Annotated in this window: 21 protein-coding genes and 1 pseudogene; 6 read left to right on the forward strand and 16 right to left on the reverse strand. The window is 63.0% G+C overall.

Annotation, left to right across the window (positions count from 1 at the left end):
- Positions 1 to 154: 154 nt before the first annotated feature.
- Together DXK94_RS02935 and DXK94_RS02940 are read left to right on the forward strand one after the other, a co-directional pair.
- Entirely contained in the window at positions 155 to 682 is a 528-nt protein-coding gene (locus DXK94_RS02935) for a DUF2306 domain-containing protein (protein WP_258868413.1), read from the forward strand.
- A gap of 46 nt (positions 683 to 728) precedes the next feature.
- Positions 729 to 1181, forward strand: coding sequence for an SRPBCC domain-containing protein (locus DXK94_RS02940; RefSeq protein ID WP_115523751.1), 453 nt, complete (start codon positions 729 to 731; stop codon positions 1179 to 1181).
- A gap of 404 nt (positions 1182 to 1585) precedes the next feature.
- Here the strand turns inward: DXK94_RS02940 and DXK94_RS02945 are convergent, their stop codons facing one another.
- Complete coding sequence (locus DXK94_RS02945; RefSeq protein WP_115523752.1) at positions 1586 to 2410, reverse strand: alpha/beta fold hydrolase; 825 nt, start codon at positions 2408 to 2410, stop codon at positions 1586 to 1588.
- Between the two features lie 159 nt (positions 2411 to 2569).
- Here DXK94_RS02945 and DXK94_RS02950 point away from each other — a divergent pair, with 159 nt between their 5' ends.
- Complete coding sequence (locus DXK94_RS02950) at positions 2570 to 3802, forward strand: trans-acting enoyl reductase family protein (RefSeq protein ID WP_115523753.1); 1233 nt, start codon at positions 2570 to 2572, stop codon at positions 3800 to 3802.
- Between the two features lie 280 nt (positions 3803 to 4082).
- Here DXK94_RS02950 and DXK94_RS02960 read toward each other — a convergent pair whose 3' ends face one another.
- From DXK94_RS02960 to DXK94_RS02980, 5 genes are all read right to left on the reverse strand, one after another.
- Positions 4083 to 4385: a DUF202 domain-containing protein gene (locus DXK94_RS02960; RefSeq protein WP_309544305.1), complete on the reverse strand. Its 303-nt coding sequence runs from the start codon at positions 4383 to 4385 to the stop codon at positions 4083 to 4085.
- A 45-nt stretch (positions 4386 to 4430) separates the two neighbouring features.
- Positions 4431 to 4826 carry a YidH family protein gene (locus tag DXK94_RS02965; protein ID WP_115523756.1) on the reverse strand — a complete coding sequence of 132 codons (396 nt, stop codon included), beginning with the start codon at positions 4824 to 4826 and terminating at the stop codon, positions 4431 to 4433.
- Positions 4827 to 4859: 33 nt separating this feature from the next.
- Positions 4860 to 5870 carry a formylglycine-generating enzyme family protein gene (locus DXK94_RS02970; protein ID WP_115523757.1) on the reverse strand — a complete coding sequence of 337 codons (1011 nt, stop codon included), beginning with the start codon at positions 5868 to 5870 and terminating at the stop codon, positions 4860 to 4862.
- Positions 5871 to 6041: 171 nt separating this feature from the next.
- On the reverse strand, positions 6042 to 8396 hold the full coding sequence (locus DXK94_RS02975; RefSeq protein ID WP_115523758.1) for an arylsulfatase: 2355 nt from the start codon (positions 8394 to 8396) through the stop codon (positions 6042 to 6044).
- A gap of 106 nt (positions 8397 to 8502) precedes the next feature.
- Positions 8503 to 10569: a BCCT family transporter gene (locus tag DXK94_RS02980; RefSeq protein ID WP_115523759.1), complete on the reverse strand. Its 2067-nt coding sequence runs from the start codon at positions 10567 to 10569 to the stop codon at positions 8503 to 8505.
- 405 nt (positions 10570 to 10974) lie between these two features.
- Between DXK94_RS02980 and DXK94_RS02985 the strand changes: the two genes are divergently transcribed.
- Positions 10975 to 11811: an IclR family transcriptional regulator gene (locus DXK94_RS02985; RefSeq protein WP_115523760.1), complete on the forward strand. Its 837-nt coding sequence runs from the start codon at positions 10975 to 10977 to the stop codon at positions 11809 to 11811.
- A 38-nt stretch (positions 11812 to 11849) separates the two neighbouring features.
- Here the strand turns inward: DXK94_RS02985 and DXK94_RS02990 are convergent.
- From DXK94_RS02990 to DXK94_RS03030, 9 genes and pseudogenes are all read right to left on the reverse strand, one after another.
- Positions 11850 to 12186, reverse strand: a pseudogene (locus DXK94_RS02990) (YgjV family protein).
- Positions 12187 to 12645: 459 nt separating this feature from the next.
- Positions 12646 to 12921, reverse strand: coding sequence for a putative quinol monooxygenase (locus DXK94_RS02995; protein ID WP_115523762.1), 276 nt, complete (start codon positions 12919 to 12921; stop codon positions 12646 to 12648).
- 293 nt (positions 12922 to 13214) lie between these two features.
- Positions 13215 to 14129, reverse strand: coding sequence for a carbohydrate ABC transporter permease (locus DXK94_RS03000; RefSeq protein WP_115523763.1), 915 nt, complete (start codon positions 14127 to 14129; stop codon positions 13215 to 13217).
- Positions 14126 to 14998, reverse strand: a complete 873-nt coding sequence (locus tag DXK94_RS03005) for a carbohydrate ABC transporter permease (protein ID WP_115523764.1) — start codon at positions 14996 to 14998, stop codon at positions 14126 to 14128. The genes DXK94_RS03000 and DXK94_RS03005 overlap by 4 nt, the downstream gene beginning before the upstream one ends.
- Before the next feature lie 3 nt (positions 14999 to 15001).
- Positions 15002 to 15916 (reverse strand): phosphotriesterase, encoded by a 915-nt coding sequence (locus tag DXK94_RS03010; RefSeq protein ID WP_115523765.1) that lies wholly within the window; start codon positions 15914 to 15916, stop codon positions 15002 to 15004.
- A complete protein-coding gene (locus DXK94_RS03015) occupies positions 15906 to 16685 on the reverse strand; it encodes an SDR family NAD(P)-dependent oxidoreductase (protein ID WP_181884723.1) in 780 nt (259 codons plus the stop codon). Before DXK94_RS03015 ends, DXK94_RS03010 begins: the two co-directional genes overlap by 11 nt.
- On the reverse strand, positions 16661 to 17791 hold the full coding sequence (locus tag DXK94_RS03020) for a pyridoxal-phosphate dependent enzyme (RefSeq protein WP_115523767.1): 1131 nt from the start codon (positions 17789 to 17791) through the stop codon (positions 16661 to 16663). Before DXK94_RS03020 ends, DXK94_RS03015 begins: the two co-directional genes overlap by 25 nt.
- Entirely contained in the window at positions 17788 to 19353 is a 1566-nt protein-coding gene (locus DXK94_RS03025; RefSeq protein ID WP_115523768.1) for an amidohydrolase family protein, read from the reverse strand. The genes DXK94_RS03020 and DXK94_RS03025 overlap by 4 nt, the downstream gene beginning before the upstream one ends.
- Positions 19350 to 20699: an ABC transporter substrate-binding protein gene (locus DXK94_RS03030; protein WP_181884724.1), complete on the reverse strand. Its 1350-nt coding sequence runs from the start codon at positions 20697 to 20699 to the stop codon at positions 19350 to 19352. Before DXK94_RS03030 ends, DXK94_RS03025 begins: the two co-directional genes overlap by 4 nt.
- A gap of 119 nt (positions 20700 to 20818) precedes the next feature.
- On the opposite strand from DXK94_RS03030, the gene DXK94_RS03035 reads away from it, so the two are divergent.
- Both DXK94_RS03035 and DXK94_RS03040 read left to right on the forward strand, forming a co-directional pair.
- Positions 20819 to 21835, forward strand: coding sequence for a sugar kinase (locus DXK94_RS03035; RefSeq protein ID WP_147294352.1), 1017 nt, complete (start codon positions 20819 to 20821; stop codon positions 21833 to 21835).
- Positions 21819 to 22553 carry an IclR family transcriptional regulator gene (locus DXK94_RS03040; protein WP_115523771.1) on the forward strand — a complete coding sequence of 245 codons (735 nt, stop codon included), beginning with the start codon at positions 21819 to 21821 and terminating at the stop codon, positions 22551 to 22553. Before DXK94_RS03035 ends, DXK94_RS03040 begins: the two co-directional genes overlap by 17 nt.
- Here DXK94_RS03040 and DXK94_RS03045 read toward each other — a convergent pair.
- Positions 22550 to 23524 (reverse strand): Gfo/Idh/MocA family protein, encoded by a 975-nt coding sequence (locus DXK94_RS03045; RefSeq protein WP_115523772.1) that lies wholly within the window; start codon positions 23522 to 23524, stop codon positions 22550 to 22552. The genes DXK94_RS03040 and DXK94_RS03045 overlap by 4 nt on opposite strands.
- Positions 23525 to 23540: the final 16 nt, after the last annotated feature.

Consider the following 23540-nt stretch of genomic DNA (forward strand, 5'->3'; position numbering starts at 1 on the left):
CCGTCCCAAGCCCTCTCTGACCCGATGGCTCGCGCCCGCCGCCCTGATCATCCTCAGCCTCGTCCCGGTCATCGCCGGCGCACTGCGGCTGACCGAACTATCGGGAGGTCAGCTAACACCGGATAACGCACGGTTCTTCGACTCGCCCATCCCCGTGCTGATCCACATTCCCACCGTCACCGTGTACCTGGTGCTCGGGGCCTTCCAGTTCGTTCCCTCGCTCCGCCGCGGCAAACGCGGCAGGCCCAGCTGGCACAAAATCGCCGGACGCACCCTCGCGCCCACAGGCCTGCTCGCCGCCCTGTCCGGCTTGTGGATGGCGGTCTTCTACGACCTCCCACCCCTGGACGGCCCGCTTCTTCTCGTCCTTCGACTCGTCTTCGGCTCCGCCATGGTGGCCTTCATCGTCCTGGGCTTCATCGCCGTACGGCGCCACAACTACGTCCGGCACAGCGAATGGATGTCCCGGGCCTACGCCATCGGCATCGCCCAAGGAACAATCGTCGTCGTCACCATCCCCTGGATCCTGCTCGTAGGACCGGTTGACGAACTGACCCGGGCACTGCTGATCGGGGCATCCTGGGTACTCAGCCTTGTGGTGGCCGAATACTTCATACACCGTCGAGCCCAAGGACCTGCACGAACCACTCGTCCTCCCGTACTGCCCGCTCAAGCACACTGAATCTGCTCATCATCGGCCGGGCTAGTGGGAGGCGAAATTTGAAACGATCTCAGTTACAACACACATCCAGTCACCGCCGGACGTGGTGTGGCAAATCTTCACCGGCTTCGGGGCCTACCCCGACTGGAACCCGTTCATCACCCAGGCCAGCGGCGACATCAAGGTTGGCCAGAGACTCATTTTGAGAATCGTTCCCCCGGGCGCGGGCGGAATGACCTTCCGGCCCCAAGTGACCGCCCTGGAACCCGAACACCTGCTCGAATGGTCCGGAACACTCGGAATACCAGGACTCTTCGACGGCCGTCATACCTTCATCCTCGAGCCCACGGCCGGCGGCACCACTCTTACTCAAACAGAGACCTTCACCGGTCTCTTGGTGCCCCTTTCAACCGGGATGCTGCTACGCACAAAGAAGGGTTTTCAGAACATGAACGATGCCCTCCAGAACCGGGCTGCCTCATTTCCCGCGAAAACAGTCCGGCCCACGGCGACGGAATAAGCAGGCTCTCCCCGCCCATTTTATGGAGCCGCCGTGTACCTTCCGTCAAGCTAGGGCGAGGAGCGGTGGGGGAGTGGACTGTTCACTCCTCAAGGAGGCCGAGCATCCGGTAGGCGTCCTTGATCGCATCGCTGTCGTGGTGCGGTTCCTCGGGCCTGGCGTGCGTTGGCTTCGGACTGACGTAAGGGTCGCCTCGTCATTGATGCACTGGAGAGTAGCGCCACCTAGGGCCGAGATGCACGTGGCACTCTGGATGTTGGAGCGCTCTAAAGCGTATGAGTGTGACTTTGTCCCGTCGGTGTCTTTGAACTCCTCACGAACTCTTCATTGCACGGGGAGCATGAGGTTAGCCTTGGGGGAGTCCTCGCCCGTAAGTCGAGCGGGCGAGGGGCGTGCGGTGCCCGTCAGGAGCGGGTGTCGAGGTAGTGCAGAATCGCCCGGGCCGTTTCCTCCGGAGCGCTGACGTGGGGGCAATGTCCGGTGGCCTGAAGCTGCATCAGGGTGCTGTGTTCCAGATTCTTGTGCAGGTAGGCGCCCACTTCCGGCGGGGCAAGGCGATCGTCAGAGCACTGCAGAATCAGGCAGTTGGTGCGCAACTTTTTCAGTTGAGGGCGGGTGTCGGAAAAGAAGGTTACCTCGGCGAAATGGCGTGCGATGGCGGGATTTGTCCGGCAGAAGCTGGCACGCAGGTCCTCCGCTAATTCCGGCTCCTGCGGATTGCCCATGACCATGGGCGCCAGGGCCGCTGCCCAGGCGAAATAGTTGCTGTCCAGGGATGCCAGCAGACCCTCGATGTCTTCCCGCGAAAACCCGCCCACGTAGCCGTCGTACGGGTCATCCGTATGACGGGGTGAAGGAGCAAGCAGGACAAGCTGGGAGAAGCGGTTGGGGTCCTGCACTGCGGCGATCACGGCGATCATTGTGCTGACGCTGTGGCCCACCAGGATGACGTCCTCAAGTTCGAGGGCAGCGCAGATCTCCAGCAGGTCCGACGCGTACCCGTCCAGGGACCCGTACTTCTCCCAGTCATAAGCGCTGATGTCGGAGTTTCCCGCACCAACATGATCAAAGAGCACCAGCCGGTAATCATCAGCGAAGTAGGGCAGGAGCTTCCGCCACATGGCCTGATCGCAGCCAAAACCGTGGGCAAACATCATTACGGGCCCATCATCCCGGCCGGTTATGGTGACATTGTTCCGGCCGATTACTGCAGCAACTGCTTCGATCACGTTCTCACTGACGCTCGTCTAGGGTGGTGTCCTGCCCCAGACTATCCACGGGAAATAAAGAATCCTAGGGGTTCTCCCACTATGACGGTCAAGGTGAGGTGGACTGAAAACAAGGAGCCGTGTGTCAGCTTGGAGTTGCCGCTGTGAGAGGCTGCAGTTATGGACACCTCATCTCGGGAACATGACCTCGTTCTTTACGGAGCGACGGGTTTCGTTGGCCGACTGATCGCCGGCTACGTCGCGGAGCATGCACCGAGCGGTATGCGAGTCGGACTCGCAGGCCGGTCGAGGTCCAGGCTCGCGGCGGTTCGGTCGCAGTTGCCGGTCGCGGCTCAGGGATGGGCCCTCATCGAAGCCGACTCGGAGGACGCGGACTCTATCGCCGCCCTGGCCGCGAACACACGCGTACTCTTCACGACCGTCGGTCCATACGCGAAACACGGACTACCCGTCGTCGACGCCTGTGCGCGGGCCGGTACCCACTACGCCGACCTTGCGGGTGAGGTGTCCTTCGTCCGGGAGGCGATCGATCGCTACGACGCTTTGGCCAGGACGAGTGGGGCCCGGATCGTGCACTCCTGCGGCTACGACTCCGTGCCGTCTGACCTCGCTGTACTGATGCTTCATCAGGCGGCAGAAGCCGATGGCGCTGGCGGTCTGGTCGAAGTCCAACTCGTTGCTTCGGCCAAGGCTGGCATCAGCGGAGGAACGCTCGAATCGATGCGCGGGCAGCTCGACGCAATGCGGCTGAGCCCTGCCCTGCGATCATTAGCCGCGGACCCCTACGCTCTGAGCCCGGACCGCACACGGGAACCGACGACACAACAGCCTCCTGACTCCGGTCCTGTGCGCCGTTCCGATGACGGCACCTGGACCGCGCCCTTCATTATGGCCCCGTTCAACACCCGGATAGTGCGCCGCAGCAATGCCTTGCAGGGCTGGGCCTACGGCCGCTCCCTTCAGTACGGCGAGGTGATGGGGGTGGCCCGGGGACCGGCGGGGGCGGTCATCGCCAGGGCAATGGCACTTGGGCTGCGGGCATTCACGGGCGCGATGGCGTTCCCGCCGACCTGGGGGGTGCTTGACCGCTTTCTTCCGGCACCAGGTGCGGGTCCGGGCACCAGTACGCAGCGCACGGGCTGGTTCCGCTCCCAGGTGACCGCCCGCACCGAGGGCGGGCACCGATACCAGGCGGTTGCTGCTGGCCCCGGTGATCCCGGCTATGCCGCCACCGCGGTGATGGCAGGCGAGACTGCACTCGCTCTTGCCCTCGACGGTGACCGGCTGCCTGCCGCGAAAGGATCGCTGACACCCGCCACTGCACTCGGCAACGTACTCATACAGCGACTCCGCGCGGCCGGCCACACTTACCAGGTAACCAAACTCGCCTGAACCCAGGTCCTGCAGGTCAGCTGAAAATGAGGCAATCCCAAGGATTCCAGAAAGCAGCCTCCTTTGTTCGTCCAGGGCGATGGTCATCTCGACGTCGCTGCACATCTGTGTAGAACGGGCCCCGATTCCGTCATGGGGGCGGAGAGCTCGGTGATGTACTCGATGCCGGCGTTCCGCAGGTTAAGCGAGAGGTGTGATGGGAGGGACGGAGAACGGTACTGCCAAGAGCGGTTCGCCGAGGCCTTCAGGATAAGGGGGACTACCTGTCGTTACCAGCGGATTAGGTAACGGACAGGACGGTCACTGTGTAAATTCCCAATGCGGAGAGAATGACGACCATGGCGGCCACCGCAGCTGTCGATGCGATATCCGGGGCCATTATTCCCCGCTGAATGCCGTGGACGGCACGGTTGAAGCGGTGCTTCCGGGTGAGGTTGATGGCCAGGGCAGTGACGACGGCGGCGGCCACCAGGGTGCTGGCGAACCAGCCGTGGTGGGGCAGCCAGCGGAGGAAAATGGCGGCGGCGGCCACCATGGACAGCGTTGTGCGGCCCCACGCAAGGTCTGTGCGTTCCGGCTGCACTCCTGGGTCGTTATGGGTAGGTGCATTGCCTTGTGCCGGCATGGCTCAGGCGGTGCTTAAGAGGACGAAGGCGACCATGGCCGCTGCGACGAGGGCGCCACCGGCGGCGAGGATGGGCGCGATCCAGGGCAGCGGCAGCGGAACCTTGCGCCGCATCGCGCGCTCTACGTTAAGCCAGCGGAAGAACGATCCGCCGCCGATGACGAGGGCGAGCAGCAGCAGGAGCACCGCGATGCTTCTGCGCAGGTCCGGGACGAAGAGATCCGCCATGAAGGCTTCGACGGCGACACCTCCCGCGAGCAGGGCCAGCGATGTGCGGATCCAAGCCAGGAAAGTACGTTCGTTCGCAAGGGTAAACCGCGGATCCGGCTCGGTTCCGTCGCGGAGGATCCGGGCGGAGAGACCCTTGCGTCCGTCGCCCGGGGAGTGAGTAGCTGCCATAGAGGGTTCCCTTTGTTGCCGACGGCGTCTGCTTCAGCCCAGCGCTACGGTGCGGAAACTCAGATTGCCGGAAGAGGATTCGGGTGTGTTGGCGGTACGGGCTGCGACACGGTACCGGTTGCAGTAGGAATCATGGCAAAGGTAGGAGCCGCCACGCATGACTCGTCCAGCACCGATAGTGGGTCCTTGAGGGTTGTGGGTGGGGGAGTTGCGGTAGTACTTGGGCAGGAACCAGTCCGCGCACCATTCCCAGACGTTGCCCGCCATTTCAAAAAGGCCGTACCCGTTAGGCGGAAAGGAACGAACGGGGGCGGTGCCTGAGTGCCCGTCTTCCCGAGTGTTGGTTGTGGGAAAGGTGCCTTGCCAGATGTTGCAGCGGTGTTCGCCGTTAGGGGTAAGTTCGTTGCCCCAGGCGTAGCGCATGCCGTCCAGGCCGCCGCGGGCGGCGTATTCCCATTCGGCTTCAGTGGGCAGCCGGCGGCCGGCCCATGCACAGTAAGCGAGGGCGTCATGGTGGGAGACATGCACCACGGGGTGGTCCGGGATGTCCTGCCAGTTTGAGTTTGGGCCCGTGGGGTGTGCCCAGTCGGCCCCCCGGATGTTTAGCCACCATGGCGCGCCGGCGGCGGCTCCCAGGATGTCCTGCCCGGTGGCAGTGGAGAGCAGGTGGAACACCGCAGAGGACCCGTATTGCCCGGCTTCTGTGCGGTACCCGGTCGCCTGGATAAAGGCGGCGAACATGCGGTTGGTGACAGTTGTGGCATCGATCCGGAAACCGTCCAGTGCAACGTCATGGACTGGTGTCTCGCCGTCGTTTGGATAGCCTTCCCCGAAGGCATCGCCCATGCTGAATGTTCCGCCGGGGATGTCAATGCCGTGATGGGATTCCTGGCGGGTCAGACTCGAAGTGTGTGCATGCCTGTCAGCGGCGGCACCAGCAGGAAGCGGCTCACGGGCGGGTGCACAGCATCCCTGCGTTGGGCCGATGCTAGTGGTTCCGCCGCGGGATGAGTCTTGGGTGGCCTCGGTGATTGGCAAATTCATGGTTCCTCTTTAGCCCACTGTTTCTGGAGGTCCAGGGGTCTCCGGCATCTTATCGAGTGGGGTGTTCCCCGCGCAGAAGAACCACTGGTGGAGGGCGCACGGCCCGGACGAGAGTCCTCAAGTCCGGGCCGCGCGCCAGCTTTGGGGGAAGGACGTCTTCCCGCGCGTTGGTTACTGGTGGGCCAGTGCCATGCGCTGACGATCGGCCGTCGTGAGGTGCTGGTCGTGGCCGTCGTCATGCAGGTCGATGCGCACCGTGTGGATGGTGCCGGTGAACGCGTTATCGATCGGGAGATAGTCATCGGTGACCGGCGTGCCACGGTCCACGCCGACGTTGAGTGTCTCATCAAAAGAGAAGTAATAGGCCGTTGTTTGCTCTACCCTTCCCTTGCCGACAACCTGGCCATCAGCGGCGAGCCGGACTTCCGCACCCTTGCCGATGCCGCCGCCGTCGTACTGGAATTCCAGGGCCAGTTCCTGGGTTCCCGGCACGAGGCGTTGGTCGGAGCGGACGATATAGAGGTCCCGCCCGTAGCAGTTGTGGGCGTAGCTGAGGTATCCATCTGCCACATATAGTGACCAGCCACCGAATCGGCCGCCCTGTGCTATCAAGACACCTTCAGCGCCGCCGTCGGGGACATCAACCCGGGCCGTGACGCTGTGGGACCTGTTCTTCACGTTCAGTGTGGTCTCTTCGGTGAAGCGGCCCATCCCGGCGCGATAGGTCACCGATGTCCGGTGGCCCAGCAGGTCAATCCGTCCTGCAACTTCGGGGTTTTCCCGTTCCGTGACCCGGTCATCAAGGGGGAAGACGTTGTACTTGCTGGCTTCGATCAGGAAGAGTTGCTGCAGTTCCCGCAGCTTCTCCGGATGCTTATCGGCGAGGTTATGGGCCTGGCTCCAGTCGGTCCGGATGTCGTAGAGCTCCCACACGTCCTGGTCGAAGGAGGGCAGCCCTTCCGGGACCATTTCCCACGGTGTGCCGTGGCGGGTTACTGCCGTCCAGCCCTCGTGGTAGATGCTGCGGTTGCCGCACATTTCGAAGTACTGGGTGCGCCTGCGGTCTTCGGCATCGGGGGCGTTGAACGTGTAGACCATGCTGGTGCCCTCGATGGGCTGCTGGGTCACGCCGTTGACAGTAACAGGGTGTGGGATGCCGGCTGCTTCGAAGATGGTGGGGGCAATGTCGATGACGTGGTGGTACTGGTGCCGCACACCGCCGCCTTGGCGGATGCCGTTGCCCCAACGCATGATCATGCCGTCGCGGGTGCCGCCAAGGTGGGAAGCGACCTGCTTGGTCCATTGGTAGGGGGTGTTCATTGCCAGCGCCCAGCCCACGGGGTAGATGGCGTAGGTGGTGGCGTCACCCAGGGCGTCGATTTCCCGGGCCATAGCCTCCGTGCTGTCTTTGAAGCCGTGGCCAACCAGGTGCTCCCGCATGGTGCCTTCGATGCCGCCTTCGCCGGAAGCCCCGTTGTCGCCAAGGATGTAGATGAAGAGGGTGTTGTCCAGTTCGCCGAGTTCGTCCAGGGCGTCAACAAAGCGTCCAACCTGGGTATCCGTGTGTTCGGCGAATCCGGCGTAGGTCTCCATGAAAGCGGCGGCTACCCGGTGCTCGGTATCGCCAAGTTCGTCCCAGTGGGGCACGACGTCGGCCCACGGGCTCAGCTCGGCAGATTCGGGAACGACGCCAAGTTCCTTCTGCCTGGCCAGGGTCGCTTCGCGCTGGGCGTCCCAGCCACAGTCGAAGCGGCCGCGGTACTTGTCCTTCCATTCGGGAGAGCCGTGGAAGGGGCCGTGGGTGGCGCCGAAGGCTATGTAGCTGAAGAAGGGCTTTTCCGGCGTGAGGGTTTTTTGGGTCTGGACCCAGTTGATGGCCTGGTCAACGAGGTCTTCCGAGAGGTGGTAGCCGTCCTCGGGCCGGCGTGCCGGCTCGATGGGGGTTGTGCCATCGAAGAGCTGCGGGTACCAATGGTTCATTTCTGCGCCCATGAACCCGTAGAACTTATCGAAGCCCTCGCCCACAGGCCACCGGTCAAAAGGCCCTGACGGGCTTACCTCGCGGGGCGGGGTCTGGTGCCATTTGCCGAACGCTGCAGTGCTGTACCCGTTCTGGCTCAGGGTTTGGGCAATCGTTGCTGCACTGTCCGGGCGGAATCCAGTGTAGCCGGGGGCGGATGTGCTCATTTCTGTCGTCACGCCCATGCCCACTGAGTGGTGGTTCCGGCCCGTCATCAGTGCTTGGCGGGTGGGTGAGCACAGTGCTGTGACGTGAAAGCGGCTATAGCGGAGGCCTTCTTCGGACAGCTTTTCCGCGGTCGGCATCTCGCAGGGTCCACCGAACGCACTCGAGGCACCAAAGCCCATGTCATCGATGAGTACAACCACCACGTTCGGAGCGCCCTCCGGGGCCCGGAGCGGGGCAACAGGCGTAAAGGGTGTCTCCTGTTGATGAATTCCCATCGCCGCCGTTACCGGTTGGCTTCTCCGTGTGGGGATGGGAAGAATGTCGCGGATTTCATTCATCGTATTTTTGCTCCTATCGAAGGCTTTTAGGTTTGATCGATGGCGCCGGCAGGCTCAGACTCATGGGAAGTGGTCCTCAACTTTGAATGCCGGGTGCAGTGGCTTTTCACAGTCCAGCCGTCGCTGACTGGGCACCGCTTGACGGGAGTGAGGGCACCGGCTGTGGGGAATCGCCATGACGACGGACGCCCTCATTCATGGATTCCTCATCTTCACCCCGTTCTGCGTCCTCGCTCTCCTGGACCGGCACAGTGCCGATTTCGCCGGTCTCGGGGTTCCAGCCGTCGGCCCATTTGCCGGTTTCGTAGTCAAAACCCACCGGCTCGCCCTCTGCATTGGTGCGCTGGTACCACTCCGTGTAGTCCTCATGCTCCGAATCGGTTTCGGCACCAGCTCCGCACCCTGGCTCGGTCTCAACCACGTGGAGGCCAAAGTCGTCTCCATACTTGTGGACGCCTTCCAATACCGCATTGCTCATTGCGATCTCGGCATACTGGGCGCGCAAAATATACGGGTCTGATCGCAGTTCTTTGAACCATGCGAAGATGACCAGGATCATCACGATGGCGAACGGCACAGCCGTGATAATCACCAGTGATTGCAGTCCCGCAAGAGCTGACGCGTTCCCGAGCAACAACATGACCACGGCGATGCCGGCCATGACCAGGCCCCAGAAAACCACCACGAGCTTGGGGGGATCCTGGCTACCCCGCGTGGTGAGAATCCCCATAACCATTGAGGCGGAGTCGGCAGAGGTGATGAAGAAGATCGCCAGCACCACCATGATGACCAGAGGAAGCCATTCCGCGAAGGGAAGATTGTCTACCAAGGTGAACAGCACTTCGGAAGCAGCCATCGAGTCGTGGAACCCCGGGCTGCCCTCGCGGTGCATCCAGATTGCGGTTGCTCCCATAATTCCGTACGCCACAAAAAGCAGGGCGGACGGAATGAAGATAACACCAAGGATGAATTGCCTGATGGTCCGGCCGCGGGAGATGCGAGCGATGAATATACCGACGAATGGTGACCAGGAGATCCACCAGGCCCAGTAATAGACAGTCCACGTGGATTGAAATTCGAGTGTCTCCTGTCCCCAGGAAGCAGATCGTGCCATCAAATCGAACAATGATCCGATATATTGAGTGATCGCCGATGGCAGCATATTCAGCAGGAACAGCGTCGGCCCTAAGACGAAGACCACTCCGACAATTCCCAAAGTCAGAATGATATTGATATTCGAGAGATAGCGAATTCCTCTGGCGACGCCGGAAACGGCCGAGAGCAGAAAGCAGACCGTCAGGACGCCGATGATGCCGATGAGGATGTCGTTGGTCAGTTCAGGGACACCAGAGACGATGGTGACCCCTTCGCCGATCTGGAGTGCAGCGATCCCCAAGGCTGCAGCCGTGCCGAACAGGGTAGCGATGATGGCGAAGATGTCCACCAGTTTTCCAGCGAATCCGTCAGTCTGCCTTTTTCCGAAGAGGTGCCGGAATATCGAGGACATCAGCAGGGGGCGTCCGCGCCGGTATCCCACATAAGCGACCGCGCCGCCCACCAGGGCGTACATGGCCCACGCGTGAAATCCCCAGTGGTAGTACGTTTGAGCCAGTGCCTGATGCATGGCTTCGACGGACTCCGCCTCGACCGTCCGGGGCGGGGGGTTCAGGTAGTGGGTCAGCGGCTCGGCGGGGCCCCAAAACAGCACCCCGATGCCGAGGCCGGCGGCGAAGAGCATCGCCACCCAGGAAAACGTTGAGAATTCGGGGGTCTCGCCGTCCTTGCCGAGCGGAATTTTTCCGTATCGGCTGATAGCCAGCCACAGAAGGGCCAGCAGCACGACGGTGGCGACGGCGTTGAAGAGCCAGCCCAGGTTCGTGGTGGTCCAGGAGAATGCCGCGGTTGCCACCTCGGAAACGCCGGATGGGCTGATGATGCCCCAGACGACGAAAGCCACGGTCAAGGTACCAGCCGCAGTGAGGACGACTTTGTCCAGTCTGTAGTGCCGACGCTGTTCATCGACGCTGATACCAGGCACCAACGCCGGGTGAATATTATGGGGGTAGCGCGGCCGGATGTAGTCCAGACTGCCTATCGGCTTGCCGTCCTTGCGACCGGTATGTTTAGTTCCGTCGCCGTTCCTTCTGCAAGTGAACGATACATCTTTAGCCATGAAACATGCACCTCTGTTCGTTTGATTTGCACTTCAGTCAGGAAGACATAACGATTCGCCGTGACGCACGTCATCGCCCAGTTCAGCGGGGGAGTGGCCCGGCGTTTTGGTGACCAAGATGCCACGGCTTCCCTCTTTGATGGCATGGCGCTGAAGTTAGTCCACGATGATGTCGAGCACTTACTTCTGTGTCTTGCGTTTCATCTCCCCAGAGGTGGCTTCTTCGGTGGAAGGGCAGCTTCCTCATTTAGTTCGCTATGTGTACCACGTTGCGTTCTCCGCAACTTCATGGTTTTAGTGTTACTCGGATCACGTCCCGCGTCAAGAGTCTTGCCAGACCTCGGCGTTTGTTTCGGCGGAAGAGGTCTTCGATTTTTCAGGGAGCGAGTCTGAGAGTATGAATGCATGGCATTTCCAGTGCGCGATGAGGACACGACGACGGATGGCGAGCAGTCCGCCGCCGAGCTTCAGGGGGGCGGCCTTCAATCAGTTGATCGAGCCATCGCGGTTCTGAGGATTCTGGCCCGCGCCGGCAGCGCGGGCGTTACCGAAGTCGCGGAGGAGATGGGAGTGCACAAGTCAACAATTTCCAGGCTTCTCAGAGCGCTGGAAGCACAAGGTATGGCCCAGAACAGCGGGCGAGGGAAGTACCAGCTCGGGCTGGGCATCCTTCATTTGGCCAATGCCATACCGATGCGGCTGGATCTGACGAGGGAGGCCCGCCCCGTCCTTGAAGCCCTCGCCGCAAAATTCGGGGAAACTGTCAATCTTGCTGTTATGAGCTCTGACCACGTCGTTAACATCGACGAAGCCTTTGGTCCCTCAACGCTCGCTGCCACCCAAAACTGGATGGGCCGCTTGACACCCATCCACGCCACGTCGAGCGGAAAAGTGTTCCTGGCAGCGCTCTCATCAGCAGAACGCAACCGCATCCTGGAAGACCTGGGCATGCCCGCGGTAACGCAGCAGACCATCACATCACGTCAGGAACTGGAGGAGCAGCTTCTGACAGTGACGAAACACGGATACTCCACAGTGCGCGGAGAACTCGAAGATGGACTCAACGGTATCGCCGTCCCAATCCGCGGCCACGAGGGAACCGTCATTGGGGCTGTCAGCATCGCTGGCCCGTCCTTCAGATTTGACCCCGAAAAGGTGCCGGGACTGATCGAAGAGCTGCAAGCGTCGGGCCGAAAAATCAGCGAAAACATGGGATACGCCCCCAGGGAAGCCCATCATTAACGGGCCAGGCGTCTACGATTTCCTCGGTTCACGGGCCTCTAGGTTGCTCGGGGCGCGTCAGTAATGGCCAGTGGGCCCGTTGTGTCAGGGACACCAGGGAAATTGGACCGGCAGGTTCTCAGTAGAGGCCACTGGCGACTTCGTGGAGCGCATGCGCAGAAGCGCCACCGCGGAGATCAGGCACCAAACAACGTTCGAGACCACAGACGGCCATGCTTCATGGAATGCGCCATTGACAATGAAAGCACAAGCGCCGAGGAGGTTTGCTGTCTGGAAGCTCTTGCCGGCTTTCATCCAACCCATCGACACGGCAAGGTAAGCACCGAGTATTGCAACCGCGCCTGCCCAGCCGGAAATTTCCCACAACAGTTCCATAATGTCCTTCCAGGGATAGATAAGACGGCGTTGTCCAACCGTTGCGGGCAGTAAATAGCGGGTTTATAAGTGTGCGTCCCGGAAATCCCATCAAATATTGCCGGATGAGCGATGAGCAATGGCCCAGCTCGCGCCAGTGAAATCTAGCGATGTAGCTTTACGGATAATTATGTGGAAGAAATCGCTTTAGATCAATTGCTTTTATCTGAAGATATGGTTTAGAAATGCTTACCATGGACATCGACCCTCGCCGGCTGCTCGTGCTTCTTGCCATTGCTCGCACAGGTGGCGTTCTCGCCACGGCTGATTAGTCGGGAAAGCGGGGCCACGGTGGCAGGGGTGGTGGGGATTGGCGGCTTCCCCAGTTTTATCCGTACAGTAGTGATCCCCCGCCTGCATGAGTGGGACCGAACGCCACGGGATCGACATCCTGACCGGCTCCTCTGCGGTCAGCGGGATTCAGGTGAGAGGCGTGATGGGCGTGACGGAGAACGGTACTGCCAAGAGCGGTTCCACTTCCTTCACAAACGCCTTGACATGGTTTTCTTGGTTATGTGCTGCGAGGTCTTCGTTACGCGCCCAGCCTTCGAAGAGAACGAAGGTGCCGGGCTGATGTTCGTCAGAGAAGACGGTGTATTCCAGGCATCCTGGGTCTTTCCGGCTTAGCGTCTGCAGGGCGTGGAGGGCTTCCTGGAGGTCGGCTTCGTGCCCTTCTTTGGCGATGAAAACCGGCATGAGCCAGACTTCCGCAGTCTCCTGGCGGATAGGGAGGGGATTGAGAATTTTGTCTTCCTGGGTTTTCGGGAGGGACGGCTTTTCGCCGTCCCTCCCAGAAATGGGTTAGTCGGTGATCTGCGGAACTTCCACCCATGATTCTTTTGCAGCTACCAGGTGGCCCTCATCGACGACGCCATTGTCGAGTCCGAGCGCGGCTCGGCACTGATCCACATACTGAGGTCCCCTGAGGGACGAAAACGACGGCGGGAGTTCCCGCCGTCGTTTTCGTTGCGGTGCCGTTAGCGGCCGGGTCAGTCGACGAGGCCGCCCGAGAGCCCCTTACCAAGCCACTTCCGGGCAAGGATGCCGAAGATGACAGGCGGCAGGATGCCCAGGGTGCTCGCGGCGAACATCGACCCCCACTCCACCTGGAAGGCGCCGAAGTACCCGGGGATCGTAGTGGGGAAGGTGTTGGCGGTCCGCTGCGTCAGGACGAACGCGTAGAAGAACTCGTTCCAGGTAAGAATGAAAACCAGGGTCGCGGTCGCTATGACACCGGATGCCGCCATGGGAAGCGACACCCTGCGGAACACGCCCCACTCCGTGAGGCCGTCCACCAAACCGGCCTCTTCAACTTCCGCAGGGATGTCCAGGAAGAAGCCGTGCATCATCCAGATGCCGAAGGCCAGGTTGTAGACGATATAAACGGCGATGATTCCGGCGTACGTATCGATGAGGCCTGCGCCGGATGCCAGGAGATAGATCGGCAGTGCGAAGACCACGGCAGGGCCCATACGCGTGCCCAGGACCAGGAACAGGAAGCGGTCCTTGTGCTTGCCCTTCATCCGGGCCAGTGCGTGGCCTCCCATGGCAGAGAGCACGACGACGATGGCCGTAGTGACCAGGGCGATGAGGAAGCTGTTGAACAATGCACGCGGGAAGGCGCTGCCCAGGACCCGCTCGAAGGAGGTCCAGTCCGGAGCCTGGAGCCAGTCGATGGGCATCTGGCGCCAGTCCACCTGAGGTGTGACTGCGATGCGGAGCATGACCGCAACCGGGACCAGGCACACCAGGCTGACCAGGATCATTGCTACGTAGTTGGGGATGTCCCAGAGCTTCCGGGAGTGGAACTGCCGGGGAGGGATAGGCCCCGTGGAGGCCGAGCTTGGGCTCCGGGGAGGCGCCTCGGCGGCCGTCCTGCTCTTGGAGGTGGTGTGCGAGCTCATTCTGATACTCCCTTGTTTGCACGGAAGAATTTGACGATGAACGTGCTGACCACGCTGATGATGATCAGCACCACGAAACCGACGGCGGCGGAGAAGCCCAGGTCCAGGTACTGGAAGGCGTTGCGCCAGAGGTAGATCGGGAGGGTTTCGGACGACGTTCCCGGCCCGCCGTTGGTCATGATGAAGAGCTTGTCGAACTCCCGGAAGCTGTCCATGAACCGAATCAGGGCAACGAGCACCAGCAGCGGACGGATCTGCGGGAGGATGAAATGCCACAGCTCCTGCCAGGCGTTGGCGCCGTCGAGCTTTGCTGCTTCCATAACGTTCTGGGGGACCGTTTCCATGGCTGCCCCCACCACGATCGCCACGAACGGCGTCCACTGCCAGGCGTCCACGAATGCGACCGTGACGAGTGAGACCCCGGGGATGGACAGGAAACTGGGTGCGGCGAGCCCGAAGAGGCTGAACAGCCAGGGAATGAACCCGCCCGAGTCGAGCAGGAAACGGAACACGGCTCCGACCACGAGGGGCGCCAGCACCATGGGAACGATCAGGATGATGCGGAACAGACCGTGCCCGAGGAGTCTGCGGCTCACGAGCAGGGCGATGGCAATGCCCACGGGGATACTCACGGCCATCGACACGGCCGAGAACGCCGCTGACTGGCCCGCCGCCTGCCAGAACCTCTCGTCGCCGGCGAGGCGGGTGAAGTTCTCGAAGCCGATGTAGCGGTTCCCTGCCGGGGCTGTCAGGGTCTCCCTCTTGAACATCAGATTCATGATGTAGATGGTGGGGAAGACCAGGACGATGAGGAAGATCAGTGCTGAGGGTGTCAGCGAAAGAAGCGTGTATCGCCGGCTTGTTTTCATTTCCTATTTCACCTCATTCGATGCCAGCCACCTCAGGGGGTTGGCTGTTGTGAGCTGCGCGAAGACGTCACGTTGGAGTCCAGCCTCCAGCGCGCGGTGCCGGAAGGACTCCGGCAGGTAGGAGATATCGCTGAAGGTGTGCCCTGCGATCGCCTCCGGACCGTTGAACTGCTGGACGCTGTCGTGGCTTAGCAGGATCCGGCCGGCCAGTCCCTCGGCGGCGAGTTTCTGGATGAGCTGGATCCAGTGGTCGTCGCTGTGGGAGGTGTGGCCGATCCTGTCGAAGCCGACGAATGCTCCCCGCCGAGCTATGTCGATGGCGTATTCGGGAGGTTCCTCGTCGGCGCAGACGTGCGAGATGAGGACTTTCGCTAGGTCCACGCCCAATTCGCTGTAGAGCGCGGCCTGTTCAATGCCCAGTGAGCCGGTGGTGTGGCTCACGATGGGCGCGCCGGTTTCCCGGTGGGCTTGCGCCGCAGCATGGATGGCTTTGATCTCGTTACCGTTGGCTTCCCCCTGGCTCGTGGCTACCTTGATGACCCCGCAGCCGCGGTTCAGTTCGGCCACGAAGGCAGCGGCCAGGTCTTCGACGGCGGCGCTGCGCACCCACGCGGGCTGGTCACTCCACTGCTCGCAGAACGTCCCCGTGCTGGCGATGATGTGGACGCCGCTGCGCTCGCTGACGCGGCGCAGGAAGTCCAGGTCCCGCCCGTACCCCGGAGGAGTGCAGTCCACGATGGCCTGGATGCCCAGCGGGGGGAGTGCCCGGAGGACCCGCACGCAGTCGTCCTCGGTGGCAAGCGTTGGCGGGGGAGCGGCTCCTTCCTTCTGCCGGTAGTCGATGACAACGTGTTCGTGGGGCAGTACAGCCAGGGCGGGGTCGAGTTCGGCCACGCCGCGCACGGTCCTAACGTGCATGTGAACCTCCTCCGGAGAATGAGTTGCCGTAGTCGAAGGAAGCCGTGAGGCCGCCGTCGACGACGATGTTGGTGCCGGTCATCGCCCCTGCCGTTTCGGGGAACAGCAGGTGCACGATGGAGGGCGCGATGTCCTCCGGGGTGAGGAGCCGGCCGAGGGGATGGCGGCGGGTCAGGTGCTCCTGCACTTCATTCCCCGCAGGGATGCTTTTGAAATGGCGTTCCAGCAGGGGAGTCATGGTGGTGCCGGGGCACACCGAGTTGACCCGGACGCCGTATGGTGCGAGCTCTATCGCCAGCGCCCGGGTAAGCGCCACCACGGCGCCCTTGGACGCGACGTACGCCGCGGAGCGGTCCTGCCCGACGAGTGCCGCCACCGAGGCGACGTTGACGATACTTCCGCGGGCTGCGGTAAGGAGGTCCCAGAGCTCCCTGGTGCCGACAAGTATGGAGCGGACATTCGTTGCGTACGTAGCATCGATCTGGGCGTTGGTGGTCTCGGTGAGCGGCGCTATCGGTGCGATGCCGGCATTGTGGACTAACGCATCAACGCGCCCGTACTCCCCGCGGAGGTGACGGCCGAACCCTGCCCAGGCATCGGCGTCGCCCACGTCAAGGCGGTAAGGAATCAGCCCCTCCTGCTCGGCGGCGGCGAGCGCCGCCTCATCGAGGTCGGCGACGACGACGGGGCCGTGGGCGGCGAGCCTGCGGGCGACGGCCAGGCCGATGCCGCTGGCTCCGCCCGTTACAACTGATACTCGTGGATCCACTGGTCCACCTCCTTCGCCCCGCCGGGGTCCTTGAGGACTGATCGGAAGAATTCGTCGACGCCGGCGCCTGGGGAAGCGGGCTCCCACCCGGTGAGGGTTTCCTTCACGCCTGCGCCGGTGAGGATGCACACGGATTCCTCGCCGCCCAGCCCCGATTCGAGGAGGGCTGCGACGGCGGCACAGGATGACAGTTCGACGTCCAGCCCGTCATAGCGCGCAAGGTCCGTCCGGATCTCACGGAGCCTGGCGTCATCGGCAGCACCCACGGTGCCGTTGCCGGCCCGGACCAGGTTCAGGAAGAACGTGCCTTCCGGGGCGTAGCCGGTCAGCCTGTCGGCGATCGAGGTGGCCCGTGTCTCGACGGGTCCTTCCCACGGCCGAACCTCCGCGCTTCCCTCGGAGAAGGCCCTCGCGATGGGGGCACAACCCGCTGCCTGTCCCGCCACCATCCGGGGGAAAAGCCGTCCTGATTCGGAGAGCCCCCGGGCTGCACCCAGGAGGACCGGGCCCACACTGACGGAGGCGGCGATGGTGGTCACTTCCCGGTCCGTCAGTTGGGCGGCGATCTCGTGCCCGATGGACCTGCAGGCCCACTCGCAGCCGGAGGCGCTGAAGGTGGAGGCAAGGTTCGGCAGGCCGTATTTTCCGGAGACAAGCTTCGCCAGATGGTGCACCGCCGCAGGGCCTTCGCCCGCGCGGAGGATGGTGGCCCCACGCAACTGCACCATGGCAAGGATGGGAGCGGGGACCTGCTCCGGGACCAAGACCAGGAGGGGCAGGCCGGCACGGGCGCAGTGGGTTGCGGCGGCCACGGCCGCGTTTCCCGAGGAGGCGACGACGGCTCCCGGGGCTCCTTCGGCCACCGCTTCCCGGACGAGCACGTCCATGACGCGGTCCTTGAAGGACCCGCTCGGGTTCGCCCCTTCGACTTTCAACCAGGTGCCTTCGAGCCCCGGGATCCTGCTCCGGACCAGCGGCGTGTGGGAGGGGGCGCTCGCCGGCGGTGCAGACCACGGGTCGCTCCTCAGGCACACTCCTCCACACACGGCGCAGTGCCCGGAGGTGCCTGCAAACGCCGTTCCGCAGCTTTGACAGACGGTTTTCATGCTCGCACTTCCTTTCTGGCGGTGAGACCGGGCAGCTTGGAACCCTGCCACGATCCCTCGTTGACGGCAGGAACACCCGCGATAAACGAGTGCTGCAGCGTGCTGGGGGTGTAGGGGCCCATGGACGGTCCTTCTTCGAGCTTCTCCGGCTGGATGACCACGACGTCGGCGGGCGTCCCTGCCACAAGCTGGCCGGTGGGAAGACCGAAACGGGTTGCGGTGCGGGAGGTCATGCGGGCCACCATCTGCTCGACGGATATGTCCAGCAGGCCGCGGTTGGCCCAGTCCAGGAACCGGTAGAAGCTGTTGGTTGCCCGGGGGTGGGGGATTCCGGATCCGAGGATGCCGTCGGACCCGACGAGGTGGTTGTCCGTGCCGGCGAGGGTCCGGATATTGTCCGGATGGCCCTGGTCCACCAGTACGCAGGCCCGGCCCTGCGCCTGGACGAAGAGCTGCAGGACAGCCCGTCCGCAGGAGATGCCTGTCTCTTCGGCAACGCGTGCAATGGACCAGTAGTCCCAGCGTTCCAGCGGGGTCCCCTGGAGGCCCGCCACGTAGATGGCATCCCAGCCCGCCGCGAAGGTGGGGCCGGGGCCGCGGGCGTCCAGCTCGGCAGCAAGGTCCGCTGCCTGGACCGCGTCGCTGGTGTGGGCGAGGAGGTCCGGGGCGTTCAGGGACTGGACGGAGCGCGGGAGAAGTGCGCCGATGAAGGTGCAGCCGGCCGTATAGGGGTAGGTGTCCCACGTGACCGCCTGCCCGGCACGGTGGAGGCGCTCAACGAACTCTCCTGCCGTGCCGGCCCGGCCGGGACCGGAAATATGGAAATGCGACAGATGGAGCGACAGCCGGCTGCTGCTGCAGATCTTGAGTGCCTCCTCCAGCGACTCCTCCAGGCCCGGCCCGTAGTCCCGCAGGTGGGTGACATAGGGCGTGTCCTTGGGAAGCTCACCGGTAACGTCGATCAGCTCATCCGTCGTGGCAGCCAGCGCCGGGGCATAGCTGAGCCCCGTGGAGAGCCCGAGCGCACCCTGGTCCATGCCGGTCTGGAACAGGCGGCGCATCGCTGCGCGCTCTTCCTCGGATGCGTCCCGGAGCTGCCTGCCCATGACCTTTGCGCGGACAGTGCCATGGGGAACCAGGGTGGCCACCCGGGCAAAGGCGCCGCGGGCAGCGAAATCGAGGTAGGACCGCGTATCGGGGAATTCCTGGTCGGGGAGTGTCCCGGCGATCGGCTCGAGGATGTCGGCCATGATCCGGTGCGCTTCCCCAGTGGCGAAGGACAGCCCCAGGCCGTCCTGGCCCACGATCTCGGTGGTGACCCCGGCCAGCGCCCTGACTTCCATGCCTTCTCCCGTCAGGACCGCAGCGTCGGCGTGGGAATGGGCGTCGATGAATCCGGGCATCACCCAGAGGCCTTCGACGTCGATAACCCTGCTGCCGTCGGCCGGCAAATCCGGGCCGAGCTCGGCAACCCTTTCATCGACGATCCGCAGGTCTCCGGAGGACCTGCGCGGGGAGACGCCGTCGAACACGGTGCCTCCCCGGAGCAGGTAGCTGGTCACTTCAGGTGCCCGGCGTTCTTCATGATGGTGGTCAGCTCGGACTGCGCCGTTTCCAGCGCGTCGTCCACGGACTTGCTGCCCGCTATCGCCGCGGAGATCTCCTTGGTGAAGGTGTCACCAATGGAGGTGAACTCCGGGTAGAAGGGCCAGTGCTCTGCCGTGGTGCCTTCCCAGCTTCCCTGGAGGGCGGTGCTGAATTCCTCAAGGCCCTTGGACGCCATGTAGTCCGTGTACTCCTTGCTCTGCAGGACGTTCAGGTTGGGCACGTCCGTGCGGTTCAGCTGCGTCAGCTCCTTCATGGTGGTGTCGCGGGACATCCGCCACTGCAGGAACAGCCAGGCGGCGTTCTTGTTCTTGCTCTTCGCCGTGATGGCCAGGCCCTCGTTGTACAGCCACTGAAGCTTCTTGCCGCTGGGGCCGGTGGGAAGGGTGTACCCGATCTTCCCGGCAACCTGGGACTGCTTGGCGTCTTCGAAGATGGTGCCGAACCCGGAGGTATCGAACATCATCGCCGCCTGGCCGGAGGAGAACTTTTCACCGGCCTGGGTGAAGGTCAGCGTCGCAGCGTCACTGGGGCCGTAATCCTTCATGAGCGTGACGAAGTCGGCCATGGCCTTTTTCATCTCCGGGCTGTTGGCCTTCGGGTTGCCGTCCTTGTCGAACAGGAGGGCGTCGTAGCCGTAGGACCAGCCGATCTCGGTGCCGAGCGAAGCGAACGTGGACGCGCCACGGGCGCTGAACGGGACAAGGTCCGGGCGCTTCTCCTTGATCACCTTCGCTGCGGCGAGGATCTCGTCGGTGGTCTGCGGCGGCTGGATTCCCAACTCCTGGAACACATCAGCCCGGTAGAAGAACATGCCGCCGATGATGGTGTGCGGAAGGGCGTAGAGCTTGCCATCGATCGTCATTGATTCGAGTGCACCCTTGGGGATGTTGTCCATCTCCAGCCACTCGTCCTTGGCCTTGCTGACATATTCATCGAGGGGCTCCAGCCACTTGGCAGAGACGAACTCGGGCATGTTCCAGAAGGATCCGGATGTGACGTCGTAGGTTCCCGTGCCCGATGTGGAATCGAGGACGAGCTTCTGCCGCGCGGTCGGCTCGTCGTACACCTCCAGATCTACCTTGATCCCGGTGGCCTGCTCGAATTCTCCCTTGAACTGCTGGATGGCCTGGATCTCATAGCCCTCCTTCAGCAGCACGCGCAGGTTCGTCCCCTTGAAGGACTCCCGCCCGCCTGTGGGGGCGGTCTCGGTGGCGCCGCCGCCACCACATGACGTGACCATCAGGGCGGTGGCGACAAGAGACGCCATGCCGGCCAGCCACCTCTTCTTCAGTGATTTCATCAGTTCTCCCGAGCTATTGCATATGGTGCAACGACTGTTGCAAAACGATGAATCCATGATTACAGTCGTTGTTTGTAGTGTCAATCACATGCGCTGAGCTGCGACCCAGGGAGAAGTTCTTGGAAGAGAAATCTGGAAATTCCGCGGCAGACGTCGTCTGCGTGGGCGAGTCCATGGCGATGCTTGTGCCCGAAAACCCCGGTGCAATGAGTTCCGATACGCTTTTTCGGCTCTCGGTGGCCGGTGCGGAGTCCAACGTTGCTGCCTACCTATCCATGCTCGGAACCGATGTTTCATGGATCAGCAAGGTGGGCGACGACTCCTTCGGCCGCTTCCTGCTGGACGAGATCCGCAGCTTCGGCGTTGACGTCGGGCACGCGGCCCGCGACCCTGAGCACCCCACCGGTGTTGCCTTCAAGGACCGGTCCGAAGAGCAGACGAGGGTGTGGTACTACCGATCGGGATCCGCTGCCAGCACCATGGGCCCCGAAGCGGCCCGCCTTGTCGGCTCCCTCGGAGCGAGGGTGATCCACATCAGCGGCATCACCTCCGCGCTGTCCGCGTCATGCAGGGACTTCCTGGCCGAGCTCATCCGCACCAGGGCAACAGGCACCGCCGTGTCCTTCGACGTCAACTGGCGGCCGGCACTGTGGAAGGACGACGGCGGCCCGGCGGCCATGCTCGACGTCGCCCGGGCTGCGGACATCGTGTTCGTCGGGCTGGATGAGGCGAACGACCTGTGGGGATCGACGCACCCCATGGAGGTACGGCGGCTCCTTCCCGATCCTGAGTACCTTGTGGTGAAGCAAGGCGCGGAAGGCTGCACCGTCTTCCACCGCGACGAGCAGGTCTTCGTGCCGGCGCTCGTCGTCGACGTCGTCGAACCTGTTGGTGCCGGCGACGCGTTCGCCGCGGGGTTCCTCTCCGGCTACCTCAGGGGGATGACAATCCGAGACGCCGGACGCCTCGGCACGATTACGGCCAGCTGCTCGCTCAGCGTAGTAACAGACATAGGGGCCCTTCCGGGGCGAGAATACATAAGTGAGCTCTTGCAGCTCACCGACGAAGGCTGGCGAGGCCAGCGCTTCGCGCCCAACCTAAAAGAAAGCAGCAACACACGTGTCCCAAACCGTTGATCGCGCCCTGCAGATCCTTCCGTTCCTGGGCGATGGTGACAAGGACCTCGCCGAGACGGCTGAAATGCTGGGGGTGCACAAGTCCACTGCCCTGCGCCTGCTTCAGACGTTGGAAGCCCAGGGCTACGTCAGGCACAGCGACACCCACCGGTACCGCCTTGGTCCGCAGCTTTTCAAGCTGGCAGCGGTGGCCCTGGGCAGCCTGGACATCCGCCCCCTCGCCGCCCCGCACCTCCGCATGCTCGGCGAAAAGACCCAGCAGACAATCCACCTTGCGGCGTTTGACGAGGGCGAGGTGTTCTACATCGACAAATACGAAGCCCAGACATCGGTCCGCATGTACTCCCGCGTCGGAGCAACTGCCCCTCTTTACTGCACCGGGGTAGCCAAGGCGATCGTCGCCCACCGCCCCGTTAAAGAGCAGGTCGAGCTGGCGCACAAGATCGAGTACGTCCGGCATACCGAGCGCACCATCATGACCGCCGAAACGTACCTGGCGGAATTGGAGCAGATCCGCCAGCGCGGGTATGCCATCGATGACCGGGAGCACGAGGACTACATCCACTGCGTGGCCGTAGCCATCAGCACCGGGTCTGGCGAGGTTTCACACGCCATTTCCGTGTCCGCGCCGGTGATGACACTGACGCGCGACCGGCTTTTGGATATCGAGCCCCTCCTTCAGGAGGCGGCGGCCGCCATCGGCAGGGAATTCACCTAGCCACCGGACGCCTGCTGCTGGACCTGAAGGGCCACCCGCACCGACCAGAGCGCATCCTCCAGGGTCACTGCCGTATCCACTGCAGTTCCCCGGACGTGGGCGGCGAAGTAGCGGAGCTGGTTCGCCAGGGCTCCTGCCGGGACACCGTAGACGGAGCCCTCCAGCTCGATGGCGGGAGCGTATTCCCTGTCAGGGGCAGCAAACGAGACTTCTCCCCCGGGAAGGGAAAGCGTGGCAAGGGTTTCGTCCGATGAGACTTCCAGACGTGCATCGATGTACTTCCGGGCGTGGGGCAGGGTCCACAGGTTGTCCACGGATGCGATTGTCCCGTTTGCGAACCGGAGGTGGACGAAGACCGCCTGCGGATGGGGCAGTGCAGGATCAATCAATGATTGGACGGAACTGACGTGCTCCAGTTCCGAAGGCACGAGGGCGCGGATGAGATCGAAGTCGTGGACCATGGCACTCAGGGCCGGATGCGATTCCCCGTGCATCGCCACGCGCTCCCGGGGCACATACCGGACGGCCCTGATGGCCCGCACCGTCTCACCGCGCATCCGCTCCCGCAGGGCGCAGAACGATGGAAGATAGCGGCTGATATGGCCAGGAAGGACCAGGCGGCGGAGCTCGGCCGGCAGGCTCTCCAGCCTTGCCAGGTCTTCTTCACTGGTCACCACCGGCTTCTCGACGAGGACCGGAAGGCCATGGTCGAGTGCCATGAGGAGATCTGCGGTGTGGGCGGTCGGGGGAGTTGCGATGACGACGGCGTCGATCTCCAGCCTGCCGAGGACCGCCTCCAGGCTGCTGAAGGGCTCGGCCCCGTGCGCCTGCGCGCTCTCACGCGCAGCTGCTTCATTGCGGTCCGCGATGGCGGCCAGATGGAACTCGGGAAGGGCAGAAAGCACCGCGATGTGCCGCCTGCCGAAGTCACCGGCACCGATCACTGCGACCCGGATTGACGTGCTGGCCATGGAAACCTCCGATGAT

Source organism: Arthrobacter sp. RT-1, assembly GCF_003367205.1.
Lineage (GTDB): Bacteria > Actinomycetota > Actinomycetes > Actinomycetales > Micrococcaceae > Arthrobacter.

Excerpts from the sequence above, each read along its gene's own strand:
- DXK94_RS02970 (WP_115523757.1), bottom strand. The coding sequence starts at position 5,870 with ATGAATTTGCCAATCACCGAGGCCACCCAAGACTCATCCCGCGGCGGA.
- DXK94_RS02995 (WP_115523762.1), bottom strand. The coding sequence starts at position 12,921 with ATGCCGGTTTTCATCGCCAAAGAAGGGCACGAAGCCGACCTCCAGGAA.
- DXK94_RS03045 (WP_115523772.1), bottom strand. The coding sequence starts at position 23,524 with ATGGCCAGCACGTCAATCCGGGTCGCAGTGATCGGTGCCGGTGACTTC.
- DXK94_RS02950 (WP_115523753.1), top strand. The coding sequence starts at position 2,570 with ATGGACACCTCATCTCGGGAACATGACCTCGTTCTTTACGGAGCGACG.
- DXK94_RS02965 (WP_115523756.1), bottom strand. The coding sequence starts at position 4,826 with ATGGCAGCTACTCACTCCCCGGGCGACGGACGCAAGGGTCTCTCCGCC.
- DXK94_RS02980 (WP_115523759.1), bottom strand. The coding sequence starts at position 10,569 with ATGGCTAAAGATGTATCGTTCACTTGCAGAAGGAACGGCGACGGAACT.
- DXK94_RS02985 (WP_115523760.1), top strand. The coding sequence starts at position 10,975 with ATGGCATTTCCAGTGCGCGATGAGGACACGACGACGGATGGCGAGCAG.
- DXK94_RS03030 (WP_181884724.1), bottom strand. The coding sequence starts at position 20,699 with ATGAAATCACTGAAGAAGAGGTGGCTGGCCGGCATGGCGTCTCTTGTC.
- DXK94_RS02975 (WP_115523758.1), bottom strand. The coding sequence starts at position 8,396 with ATGAATGAAATCCGCGACATTCTTCCCATCCCCACACGGAGAAGCCAA.
- DXK94_RS03005 (WP_115523764.1), bottom strand. The coding sequence starts at position 14,998 with ATGAAAACAAGCCGGCGATACACGCTTCTTTCGCTGACACCCTCAGCA.
- DXK94_RS03000 (WP_115523763.1), bottom strand. The coding sequence starts at position 14,129 with ATGAGCTCGCACACCACCTCCAAGAGCAGGACGGCCGCCGAGGCGCCT.
- DXK94_RS03010 (WP_115523765.1), bottom strand. The coding sequence starts at position 15,916 with ATGCACGTTAGGACCGTGCGCGGCGTGGCCGAACTCGACCCCGCCCTG.
- DXK94_RS03020 (WP_115523767.1), bottom strand. The coding sequence starts at position 17,791 with ATGAAAACCGTCTGTCAAAGCTGCGGAACGGCGTTTGCAGGCACCTCC.